The 11,580-nt window shown below is 61.8% G+C and carries 10 protein-coding genes; 6 read left to right on the top strand and 4 right to left on the bottom strand.

Annotated features, from left to right (window positions below; all coding sequences use genetic code 11):
- Positions 1 to 181: 181 nt before the first annotated feature.
- The 3 genes from QWB57_RS09235 to QWB57_RS09225 are packed head-to-tail and all read right to left on the bottom strand — an operon-like array spanning position 182 to position 2,342.
- Entirely contained in the window at positions 182 to 736 is a 555-nt protein-coding gene (locus QWB57_RS09235; RefSeq protein ID WP_288969254.1) for a DUF2058 domain-containing protein, read from the bottom strand.
- Positions 737 to 793: 57 nt separating this feature from the next.
- The gene (locus QWB57_RS09230; RefSeq protein ID WP_288969252.1) at positions 794 to 1,129 is read right to left on the bottom strand and encodes a hypothetical protein; all 336 of its coding nucleotides are present in this window, start codon (positions 1,127 to 1,129) and stop codon (positions 794 to 796) included.
- Between the two features lie 10 nt (positions 1,130 to 1,139).
- The gene (locus tag QWB57_RS09225; protein ID WP_288969250.1) at positions 1,140 to 2,342 is read right to left on the bottom strand and encodes a fatty acid desaturase; all 1,203 of its coding nucleotides are present in this window, start codon (positions 2,340 to 2,342) and stop codon (positions 1,140 to 1,142) included.
- Positions 2,343 to 2,432: 90 nt separating this feature from the next.
- Here QWB57_RS09225 and mutM point away from each other — a divergent pair, with 90 nt between their 5' ends.
- The 3 genes from mutM to QWB57_RS09210 all read left to right on the top strand — a co-directional run bounded on the left by mutM (position 2,433) and on the right by QWB57_RS09210 (position 6,777).
- A complete protein-coding gene (gene mutM, locus QWB57_RS09220) occupies positions 2,433 to 3,245 on the top strand; it encodes a bifunctional DNA-formamidopyrimidine glycosylase/DNA-(apurinic or apyrimidinic site) lyase (RefSeq protein ID WP_288969248.1) in 813 nt (270 codons plus the stop codon).
- 63 nt (positions 3,246 to 3,308) lie between these two features.
- The gene (locus QWB57_RS09215; RefSeq protein WP_223629589.1) at positions 3,309 to 3,890 is read left to right on the top strand and encodes an ECF-type sigma factor; all 582 of its coding nucleotides are present in this window, start codon (positions 3,309 to 3,311) and stop codon (positions 3,888 to 3,890) included.
- 28 nt (positions 3,891 to 3,918) lie between these two features.
- Entirely contained in the window at positions 3,919 to 6,777 is a 2,859-nt protein-coding gene (locus QWB57_RS09210) for a serine/threonine-protein kinase (RefSeq protein ID WP_288969246.1), read from the top strand.
- Here the strand turns inward: QWB57_RS09210 and QWB57_RS09205 are convergent.
- Complete coding sequence (locus QWB57_RS09205; RefSeq protein WP_223629591.1) at positions 6,716 to 7,336, bottom strand: thymidine kinase; 621 nt, start codon at positions 7,334 to 7,336, stop codon at positions 6,716 to 6,718. The genes QWB57_RS09210 and QWB57_RS09205 overlap by 62 nt on opposite strands.
- A 76-nt stretch (positions 7,337 to 7,412) precedes the next feature.
- Between QWB57_RS09205 and QWB57_RS09200 the strand changes: the two genes are divergently transcribed.
- The 3 genes from QWB57_RS09200 to QWB57_RS09190 all read left to right on the top strand — a co-directional run bounded on the left by QWB57_RS09200 (position 7,413) and on the right by QWB57_RS09190 (position 11,544).
- Positions 7,413 to 9,407, top strand: coding sequence for a UvrD-helicase domain-containing protein (locus QWB57_RS09200; RefSeq protein WP_288969257.1), 1,995 nt, complete (start codon positions 7,413 to 7,415; stop codon positions 9,405 to 9,407).
- A 57-nt stretch (positions 9,408 to 9,464) separates the two neighbouring features.
- A complete protein-coding gene (locus QWB57_RS09195) occupies positions 9,465 to 10,379 on the top strand; it encodes a 5'-nucleotidase, lipoprotein e(P4) family (RefSeq protein WP_288969243.1) in 915 nt (304 codons plus the stop codon).
- 235 nt (positions 10,380 to 10,614) lie between these two features.
- The gene (locus tag QWB57_RS09190) at positions 10,615 to 11,544 is read left to right on the top strand and encodes a hypothetical protein (RefSeq protein WP_223629593.1); all 930 of its coding nucleotides are present in this window, start codon (positions 10,615 to 10,617) and stop codon (positions 11,542 to 11,544) included.
- The last annotated feature ends 36 nt before the right edge of the window (positions 11,545 to 11,580 follow it).

The following is an 11,580-nucleotide window of genomic DNA, read 5'->3' as shown; positions in this document are numbered from 1 at the left end:
CACGCCCCCGGCCAGTGGCGCGCACTCACCGTGCGCAACATCGATGCGTGGTACGCCACCTTCAATGTGAAGGATGGGCAGAAACTCTACCTGGCACCGGATGCGCGCGTGAAGATCTGGTAAGCCACTCGCAAAAAGCAGCCAACAAAACGCCGGCCTTGGGTCGGCGTTTTGTTGTGCCTCACCACATCAAATCATCCGGTACCGTGAACTGCGCGTAGTAGGCATCGTCCTCTGACGTGCTGCTTGCGGCGGTATCGCTGGCGGCTTGGCCGTGATCCAGCACGATGAGTTCGGGCGCACGGTCGCGCACTTTGCTGGCGGCATTGCGCGGCAGCAGGGCGTAGCGCTCGCCCGATTGCGCAATCACCAATGCGCCGCTGGCCAGTTGCTTGCGCAGCGCATCGTCCACCCGCACGCTGCGGATCGCGCCACCGGCATCGAAGCGGTAGTCCTGCTCGCCGGCCTGCGCCACGTGCTTGTCTGCGATGATTTGCCGCGCCTGCGCATGCAGTTCGCGGCTGCGGGCCTGCGCCTTGCGCTGCGCTTCCAGTGCGCGGTCGTGCTCGGCCTTGCCGGCACGCGCACGTTCGGCTTCGCGTTGTGCATCGGTTTGGGTTTGCGCGGACTTGGCGTGGTGCGCCAAGTGCTGTTCACGCGCCACTTCCGCAGCCTTGGATTTTTTGACCAAGCCGGCCTTGAGGAGTTGTTGTTGCAGGGGGTTGAGCTTGGCCATGCGGCAGAGACGGGTTGAAAATTTGCGCCATCATACGGCCACCCGCTGCGGGCTGGCTTATTGCGGCGGCGCTGCCAATTCCTTGGCGCCCAAGAACCCGTCGTGATTCATGTCCTGCTTGCGAAAGCGCTCGGCCAGTTGCGCGCGGTAGGCCTCACGCGTGATGGGCTTGCGCTTGCCGCCGGGCTGCTCGTCGGCATTCAGTACGCCATCGTGGTTGCGGTCCATCCGATCAAAGGCATAACTCAACCAGTCTTGATATTCGAGCAAGGACACCCGGCCATCGCCATCGCTATCCATCTTCGCCAGGTAATCGCTGCTGCGCTGGACTTGTGCCGGTGCTGCGAGTGGCAGTACACATGTCAATAGCGCAACAGCGATGGCCCGCCTCATGCCGGCAAGCTCATGCCGGCAAAAGCGCATAGCCGCGCAAACGGGCGGCGTAATCTTGCAGCGCACGCACGCCACTGGCTTCGGCCTCGGCACACCATGCCTGCAAGCGCTTGAGTTTTTCAGTCGCATCGTGGCCGCGGCTTTCCAACACTTCGGCCAAGCGATTGCGATGCTCGACCAAGGTCTGGATGCGCGGCTTGGATGCCACCCATACCCGCAATTGCTCGCGTGCGTCCGGCTTCAGCCAGCGGCCATCGTCTGCGATACCACGCCGCAGTTTGCGTGGCAGCAAGGCGCGCAACTTGGCACCGGCGGCCGCGGCTTCATCGCACAGGGCCGGCTTCAACACATTGCGCTGGTAGTCGGTCATGGCTTGGAAACGATGCGCGACCAAGGCTTTCAAGGTTTCCGTATCCGGGGTCTGGATGTTGGGGCGCAGATTCAGACGTGGTGCCACCCTGAGCACCTTGGCCAGGCGCAGCGCAGCTAGCACGCGGATGGCGACCCAACCGATATCGAACTCGAACCGGCGCATCGCAAACCGCGCCGAAGACGGAAATGCGTGATGGTTGTTATGCAATTCTTCGCCACCAATCCACACCGCCCACGGGGTCAAGTTGGTGGCGGTGTCGGTGGTTTCGAAATTACGGTAGCCCCACCAGTGTCCCAGGCCATTGATCACACCGGCTGCCCAAAACGGAATCCACGCCATCTGGATGGCCCACACCGCGACACCCTTGGCCCCGAACAACACGAAACTGATCAGCAAGAGCAACTGCACGCCCAAATCGGGGAAACGGCTATACAGGTGGCGCTCCACCGCATCGTCCGGGCAGCCCTTGCCGTATTGCTCGATGCAGGCACGATCCAGCCGCGCTTCGCGATACAAATCACCGCCGCGCCAGAACACCATGCCGATGCCTTTGATCATCGGGCTATGTGGGTCATCCTCGGTTTCGCATTTGGCGTGGTGCTTGCGATGGATTGCCGTCCACTCGCGGGTCAGCATCGAGGTGGTCAACCAACTCCAGAACCGGAAGAAGTGCGCCAGCAGCGGGTGAAAATCCACACCGCGATGGGCTTGGCTACGGTGCAGATACAACGTCACCGTGAAAATGGTGATCTGGGTGACCACCAGCAGATACAACAACATCTCCAGCCAGCCAAGTTGCAGCAGGCCACCGGCAATGAAATCCAAAATCGACACAGACATTACGGGACTCGGAAAGGGTGGAAATAGCCAATCAGCCGCCATGATGCCATGCCCTAGCTGAGTGGTGCCCAGGCACGGCATGATGGCCGCATGCCCGAGCTCCCCGAAGTTGAAACCACCCGCCGTGGCCTGGCCCCGCATGTGGAAGGCCGGCGCATAACCGGCATTGTGCTGCGGCGTGCGGATCTGCGCTGGCCGATCCCGCCGGAAGTATCGGCGCTGCTGCCGGGACAACGTATCCGCGGCATTTACCGGCGCGCCAAATATTTGCTGCTGGATACCGCGGCCGGGAGTGCGTTGTTGCACCTGGGCATGTCCGGCAATTTGCGGGTGGTGCCGCCGGCGACCCCGGTGCGCGCGCATGACCATGTGGACATCGCGCTGGACAATGGTCAGCTGTTGCGATTTCACGATCCGCGCCGGTTTGGTTGCCTGCTCTGGCAAGCGCCGGGGCAAACCCATTCGCTGCTGGCGGGGCTTGGCCCCGAGCCCCTAGAAGCGGGCTTCGATGGCGACTATCTGTTTGCACGCAGCCGAGGTCGCAGCAGTGCTGTCAAAACCTTCCTGATGGATCAGGCAGTAGTCGTGGGGGTGGGCAATATCTACGCCGCCGAAGCGCTGTTCATGGCCGGCATCTCACCGCTGCGCGCAGCCGGCAAGATCAGCCGTGAACGTTATGCCGCGCTGGCGGCGGCATCGCAACAGGTGCTGCAGCAGGCCATCGAGCGCGGCGGCACCACCTTGCGCGACTTCATCGCACCCGATGGTGCGCGGGGCTATTTCGAGCAGGAATTGCAGGTGTATGGGCGTGCTGGTGCGCCCTGTCCGCGCTGTGGCCGCGCATTGAAGCATGCGCTTATCGGCCAGCGTGCCAGTGTCTGGTGCGGGCACTGCCAACGCTGACGGTTGCGCAAGCACAACCCGCATTCGTTATGCTGCCGCTTCCCCCGTCTCCTGTTGGCCGCAATGACCGTTGCTGGTGACATCACTGTTTTGCTGGATGCCGCCCGCGAGGGTGATCGTGGCGCGCTGGATCGGGTGCTGGCCACGCTGTATCAGGAATTGCATGGCATGGCGCGCCGGCAACTGGCCGGCCAACAGCACGGGCATACGCTGAATGCCACCGCGCTGGTGCATGAGGCGTATTTGAAACTGATCGGGCGCGGCGATGGCAGTGCCAAGTTCGATGACCGCGCGCACTTCTTCGCCTATGCCGCATCGGCAATGCGTTCGGTGATTGTGGATTACGCCCGTCAGCGGTTGGCGCAAAAGCGCGGCGGCGACCTGCACCGGGTGACCGACTTGCCCGAGGACATTGAAGGCGGTTTGCGTCTGGACGAGGACATGTTGGGGCTGGATACCGCACTGAATCGGCTGACGGCGGTCGACCCACGCCTGACCCAGGTGGTGGAGCTGCGCTATTTCGCCGGCCTGTCGGAGTTGGAGATCGCAGCATTGATGCAGCGTTCCGAGCGCAGCGTGCGCCGCGACTGGCAGAAAGCGCGGATGTTCCTGCTGGCCTCGTTGCAGGAGACCCCGTCGGCCTGACCGCAAGGTCAGGGAGGCGGTTGCCGGCATGGATCTCGCGCGCTGGCAACGCCTGTCGCCACTGCTGGATGCCCTGCTGGAGCTGCCTGCCGACCAACGCGCCGAGCACCTGCAAGTGCTGCGCTGCGAAGACCCGCAACTGGCCGCCGAACTTGAACGTCTGTTGCTGCTTGAAGCCGACGATGCCGAATTCCTGAACACGCCGGTGATGCAACTACCGGCCGGCGTGGTGCCCGGTGCGCGCTTTGGCCCGTACCGGCTTGAGCGCGTGCTGGGCGAAGGCGGCATGGGCCAGGTATGGTTGGCTGCACGTGCCGATGGCCTGTACGAGCGCAAAGTGGCGCTGAAGTTGTTGCGCTCCGGCCTGGTCGATTCCAGCCTGCGCCAGCGCTTTGACCGCGAGCGTGAAATACTGGCGCGGTTTGCGCACCCGTTCATCGCACGCCTGTTGGATGCCGGCGTTGATCAAGGCGGGCAACCGTATCTGGCGCTGGAGTACGTGGATGGCGAGTCGATCACCAGTTGGTGCCAGGCGCGTCAGCTCGACATCGCCGCGCGGCTGGATCTATTTCGCCAAATTTGCGATGCGGTCAGCCATGCGCATGCCAACTTGATCGTGCATCGCGACCTCAAGCCCTCCAATATCCTGGTCACTCCCGATGGGCATGTGCGGCTGCTCGATTTCGGTATTGCCAAACTGCTCGACGTGGATCCGCTGCCGGTAGAACAAACCCGCACCGGCGTGCGTGCCTTCACCTTGCACTACGCCGCCCCCGAACAGATTCGAGGCGAGCCGGTCACCACCATGACCGATGTCTATTCGCTCGGGGTGGTGTTGTACGAGTTGTTGACCGGCAGCAAGCCATACCGGCTCAAGCGCCAGACCGATGCCGAGTGGGAAGAAGCCATCCTCGACGGCGCACCGCTGAAACCATCGCAGGCCGCGCAACTGGCCGATCCCCTGCTGGTGCGGCCCTATACGCCACGTCGCCTGGCCAAAGTGCTGCTGGGTGATCTCGATAACATCATCCTCAAGGCGTTGGCCAAACGCCCGAACCAACGCTACGTCTCGGCCGAGGCATTGTCGCAAGACTTGCTCAGCTTCCTGCGCGGCCGGCCGGTACTGGCGCGCGGTGAAAGCATGGGTTATCGCGTTCGCAAATACGTGCAACGGCATCGCTGGTCAATGGCGGCGGGCACCACCATTTTATTGGTGCTGATGACCGCGCTGGGGGTCGTGGCATGGCAGGCGCAACGCGCTTTGCATGAAGCCTCGCGCGCGCAAGCCATGCAGCGTTTTATTGCCGAATTATTCCAGGACGCGGGCAGTTCACCCAACACCCCAATCGACCTGCGCAGCTTGCTGGATATGGGTATTTTGCGTGGCGAACACAGCTTGGCGCGGCAGCCGCAGGCGCGTGCGGAGCTGTATGGCGTGGTGGCGCAATTGCGTTTGAGCTTGGGCGACTATCGCGAAGCCGATGCGTTGTTGCAGCGTCAAGCCAATCTACTGGCGCAATTACCGGATGCGCCGTTCAGTCTGCGCATGGAAGCAGTCACGCTGCGTGGCAACGTGCAACGCCAATTGGGCAATCCTGGCCTGTGCGTAGCGCAAATGCAGCGGCTGGAGCTGCAGGTGGATACCGAGCAATCGCGCCTGTCACAACAAGTCTCCGCGTATTACACGCAACTGGGGCGTTGTCTTCGCGAAGTGGGCCAGATCGATGCCGCCAAACGCTTGTTCATGCGCGCACTGGATCTGCGGCGCAAGCAGAACGACGAGACTGGGCTGGCCGAAACCACACTCGATTTGGCCACATTGCAAGCCGATGGTGGCAGCCCCGCTGAAGCCCTGCACACCATTGCCAGCGGCTTGATGCGGCTACGCCAAAAAGCCGGTGATCACCATCCTGAAGCAATCGATATGCTGCGCTCGATGTGCTCGCTGGAGCGCAACATGGATGCCGTAGATGATGCCGTGCGCGACTGCAAGCAATCCCTGAAATTGGCGCAAGAACTGCACGGCCCCAACCATCGCACCGCGATTGATGCCAATCGCCAACTGGCGGCGCTGTATGTGGACTTGGGCCGCTTCAATGAAGCCGAAACCATCTTCCTTGATACCACTGCGTGGATGACTACGCGTCTGGACGTCAACCATCCGGATATGGCCCGCGCTTACAACAGCCTGGCAATCGTGGCGTGGGAACGCGGCGACCTTGCGCGCGCGATGCGTTTTCAGCAACAGGCGGTGGATGCCTGGCGCAAATCCGGCAATGACGGATTGATTGCCGCCGGCTTGTTCAATCTGGCGATGATCCAGCACGATGCCGGCCATGATCGTGATGCGTTGGCAGCCGCGCACGAGTCAGCAAACCTGCGGGCGCGCCAATTCGGTGCCAACCACGAATTGGTGGGCGATAGTGACCGCTTGACTGGTGAAATCCAGGTAGCACTCGGGCAAACCGCGCTTGCGCGTAGCGTATTGGAAACAGCTGTGCAGCTGACCCGCGCGGGATATGGCCCCGAGCATTCACACACCCGGCGTGCCGAGGTTTCACTGGCACGTCTTTTGGCCAGCCAGGGCCAGCCAAATGCGCTCGAGCAACTCGATCGGTTAGGACAACTGCACAGCAATGGGTTGGAGCAGCGAAAAGCGGTCTGGCTGGCACGTGCATATGCGGCGCAACTGCGCTGCCAGCAGCAACCACAGTTGTCGCGCGTCACCCTGGATGCGGTATTGGCCGATATGCAGTTGGCTGTCCCCGAAGGCGGCGCGGTGCCGCGTGAAATCCAGGCGATTCGAAACACCTGCGGCAAGCCGGTCAAAGCGGCAACGGCACCTGCAACGGCTCGATCAGCCCCTCGCCACGCATCACCTTCTTGAACTCGGCACGCGACACCGACACATAGCGCTCGTTGCCTCCAATTTCCACCTGCGGCCCGTCCTGTACGGCGCGCCCCTGCGCATCAATGCGTACATTCATGATGGCTTTCTTGCCGCTATGGCAAATCGTCTTGATTTCGGAAAACTCATCGGCCCACGCCAGCAAATACTGGCTGCCCTCAAATAGCTCGCCGCGAAAATCCGTGCGCAAGCCGTAGCACAGCACCGGAATGCGCAGCGCATCCACCACTTCACTGAGTTGCCAGACCTGCGATTTGCTCAAAAATTGCGCCTCATCCACCAGCACGCAATGCAATGGCCCGTTGTCGCGGATGTCGTCTTCCACCACCTGCTGCAAATCAGCATCGCGTGAAAACGCCACCCCCTGCGCACGCAGCCCGATACGGGAGGCCACCGTGCCAGCCCCGGCGCGGTCATCCAGGCGCGGGGTCAAGATCGCCACCCGCATGCCGCGCTCGCGGTAGTTGTGCGCGCTTTGCAGCAACGTGGTGGTCTTGCCCGCATTCATCGCGGAATAATAGAAATAAAGCTTGGCCATGCACGGATTTTAACGGTGAACAAGGCTGGGCAGAACGCCCGCCAGCACTGAAAATGGCGAAATGTCAGCACCCAACCTGCACGGTCTCAATCCCCCCCAGCGGCAAGCAGTCCTGCACACCGAGGGCCCCCTGCTGGTGCTGGCCGGTGCCGGCAGTGGCAAGACCCGGGTCATCATCGAAAAGGTTGCGCATCTGATCCAGTCCGGCCGCTACCCGGCCAAGCGCATCGCCGCAATCACCTTCACCAACAAATCCGCACGCGAAATGCGCGAGCGCGTGGGCAAGCGCATCAAAGGCGATGCCGCGCAGGACCTCACGGTGTCGACCTTTCACGCGCTGGGCCTGAAGATTGTGCAGATTGACCACGCCAAGCTGGGCCTGCGCCGCGGGTTTTCCATTTTTGATGCCGATGATTCCAGCGCGCAGCTGAAAGATTTGCTGCCACCCGGCAGCAAACCCGATGTGATCGATGCTGCCAAACACCTCATCAGCCGCGCCAAGAATGCCGGGTTGTCGCCGGCACAAGCGGCAGAGGCGGCGCGCAGCACGCGTGAGCGCGAAGCCGCCGCGCTGTATGCGCGCTACCAGCAGCGCTTATCGGCATTCAATGCGGTGGATTTTGATGATCTGATTCGGCTGCCGGTGCAGTTGCTGGAAACCGATGACGAGGCCCGCATGGCCTGGCGCGAGCGCATCGGCTATCTGCTGGTGGACGAATGCCAAGACACCAACGATGCGCAATATCGCCTGCTCAAAGCCATTGCTGGTGACGCAGGCCAGTTCACCTGCGTGGGCGACGACGACCAGAGCATTTACGCCTGGCGCGGGGCCAATCCGGATAATCTGCTTTCGCTGGGCACGGATTACCCGGCGCTCAAAATCGTCAAGCTGGAACAAAACTACCGCTGCTCCAACCGCGTGTTGCGCGCCGCCAATGCACTGATTGCCAACAACCCGCACGAGCACCCGAAAACGCTGTGGAGCGATGCCGCCGATGGCGAACGCATCCGCGTATGGGAGTGCCGTGACGCCGCGCACGAGGCCGACAAAGTGGCTGCGGAAATCCAGTTCATCGCACAAAAACACACCGCACCAGACGCGCCGCCACCGTGGGGTGAGATTTGCATTTTGTTTCGCGGCAACCACCAAAGCCGCGCACTGGAAAAAGCCCTGCAACTGCTGCGCATTCCGTATCACCTCAGTGGCGGCACCGCGTTTTTGGACCGCGGCGAAGTCAAGGACGCGTTGGCGTGGCTGCGCCTGCTGGCCAACCCAGACGATGACGCCGCGTTTTTGCGCGCAGTGCAGTCGCCCAATCGCGGCGTGGGTGCGGGCACCTTGGCCAAGCTGGGTGAACTGGCCGCGCACGCGCACGTGCCGCTGGCACGCGCCGCCGAATCGATTACCTTGGCCAAACAATTGCCGGCCCGCGCCGCCAATGCGCTGCAAGGTTTTGCCAGCCTCCTGCACGGGCTGCGCAACGATGCACGCACGTTGCCGCCAGCGGAATTGGTACGCAAGCTCAATGAGCGCTCCGGTCTGCTGGCTGCGCTGCAGGCCAGTTGCAAAGACGAGGCCCAGTTCAAGCTGCGCCGGCGCAATCTGGATGAATTGGCCGACTGGTTTGATGGCCCGAAAACGTCCGGCCCCGGCGAGCTGGCCGCCGCGCTGGCGCTGCTCTCGCATGCAGACAAAGGCGATGTCGGAAATCAGGTGCGGCTGATGTCGATGCATGCCTCGAAGGGGCTGGAGTTCCGCTTTGTGTTCATCGTCGGTGTGGAAGACGGCAACCTGCCGCACGAAGCGAGCCTGGACGAAGGCCGCCTCGATGAAGAACGCCGCTTGTTCTACGTCGGCATCACCCGCGCCAAAGAACGCCTATGGCTGTCGCACGCGAAAGAAGCGCAGCGCTGGGGCGACAAACTGCGCTTGCAACCCAGTCGTTTTCTCGACGAACTCCCTGCCGATGAACTCCAGCGCGACGGTGCCGACCCGGTGGCTGATGCCGCGCAAAAAGCCGAGCGCCGCAGCACCAGCCTGGCCAATATCCGCGCCATGCTGGCGGACTGAAGCAACACTTTCATGTGTGACGAGTAAACTGGCAGCCCGCTGCCCCTGAGCCCTGCCATGCGCCGTGTTTTCACCCTGACCCTGTTCGCTGCTTCACTGGCATTGTCTGCCTGTAAAACTACAGCGCCGTTGGCCGCAACGGTGGCCCCTGTATCCACCACAGAGGCACCAGTAGCGAGTGCCACCAGCAACGCAACTGCGCCCCACGACAACCTCAATGCAGTGCTGTGGATGCAGCGTTCCGCGGAATATGGTGCCGTCACCGAAACCATTTATCGTGCGGCTACCGACCGGCTAGACATAGCGCTCAAGGACAGGCGCTGGGACGCGCTGGTAGCCGATGAGCGCAGTAACGCGAGTACCGGCCTGCCACCTGCGGTGGTGATGGATGTGGATGAGACCGTGCTGGACAACTCGCCTTATCAGGCGCGCCTGATTCAGGACGGCCAGGATTACAGCGATGTGACGTGGGATCTTTGGGTGGCGGAGAAAAAAGCCAAGGCAGTGCCGGGTGTCGTTGCTTTCACGAAGGCCGCCAACGCGCGCGGCATCACCGTTTTGTACATCTCCAATCGCGCAACTCATTTGAAAGAAGCCACCATCGACAACTTGAAGGCTGTCGGTCTTCCAGTGAAAAGCGATGATGTGTTCCTTGGTCTGGGCACATTCGTCCAGGATTGCGAGCAAAACGGCAGCGAAAAAGACTGTCGGCGACGCCTGGCCGGTCAGAAGTACCGCGTGCTGATGCAGTTTGGCGATCAGCTTGGTGATTTCGTGCAGGTCATTGCCAACACGCCCAGTGCCCGTGCCGAATTGGTGAGCCGTTACACCAACTGGTTTGGTGAACGCTGGTTCATGCTGCCCAATCCGAGCTATGGCAGCTGGGAGCCGGCGTTGTTCAACAACGCCTGGGGATTGCCAGCAGGCGAGCGTCGCAACCTCAAGCATGAAGCACTTGATTTTTCCAAATAAAAACAATGACTTAAAATCATTACGTGATGTATTGATTTAATGTTTTATCCAAAGTAGGCTAATGCCATTCCGGTGCACGCCGGAGTGCTGCTACATCCGTATCCATCCCGGCCCTGCCGGCGCTTGAGGAGACCCTGCGCGATCGCCGGTGTCTCCTTTTCTTTGTCCAGTCCTTTGTCCAGGTTGCACCTGGCTTGCGCTTGCGTCATAGCGCACTGGCCCTGACACTCCCCGGATGCCACTCGATTCCGCACGTTCCTGGTACTTCACTGCTGCACACCTGTGCGGGATTGCATTGGTGGCGTGCCTGGTGGCTTGCCAGCCCGAAGGTGGCGGTGGCCAGCGCCCTGTTGCAGGTATTGCCAACAGCGAGGTCGCGGCCTTGCGTCCCGTGGATGCGGTCTATGTGTTGCGTGACCGCCTGTTGGCCCGCGATGGCGCAGGGTTTGCGCGGCTGGCGGTGCCGCCGGCACTGCATGCCGAGTTGGAGCTGGCCTGGCGCACCGGTCGCAGCCGCTGGCCATTGGATGAATTGCCGCTGGATGCCCGTATCCCGCGCATGCTGGCTGCGCTACAAGTCCCCAATGCCGACAAGGCACTGATGGTGACCTTTCGCAGCCAATTTGCCGGGGCCGATGCCGATATCGACCAAGCCATCCGCACCTTGATGGTGTTCGGTGGTCAGTACGTGCAAACCGATCCCGATAGCAGCCAGGCCGAGCACGACCATAGCCACCAAGCCATTGCTGCGATCGGCACATGGGCGCTGCAAGCACCGCTGGCAGACCCCAAACGCGCCCAGCGCTTTTTTTCCGTACTCTCGGCCGCCGCCGTACGCAGCGGCATCGACGGCAAGGCCGGTAACCAGGCATTTGCCACCCTCGGCATGACCCAAAGCCTGAACCGGCTGTCACCCTTTCTCGCCACCTTGCTGGCGCAGTTGCACCAGCAGTACGGGCTGGATATCGACGCCAGCTTGCGCGGCCTGCATGTGAGCCTGACGCAGCAAACCGGCGATCAGGCCCAGCTGCGCTTGCAGTACACCCTGGCCGGGCGCCCCATCGACGCCGTCGTACCGGTAGTCCGCCTTGATGGACACTGGTACCTACGGGATTTTGTGGCGCGGGCGGAAACCTCTGTCGGGCGGACTGCTGGCGCGCTTTAGCACACACTTTGTAACGATTGCGTGAAAACAATCATT

The organism is uncultured Thermomonas sp. (assembly GCF_937872235.1).
Lineage (GTDB): Bacteria > Pseudomonadota > Gammaproteobacteria > Xanthomonadales > Xanthomonadaceae > Thermomonas > Thermomonas beijingensis.
Note: the sequence above shows the minus strand (reverse complement) of the source record. Positions and strands in the feature narration are given on the sequence as shown.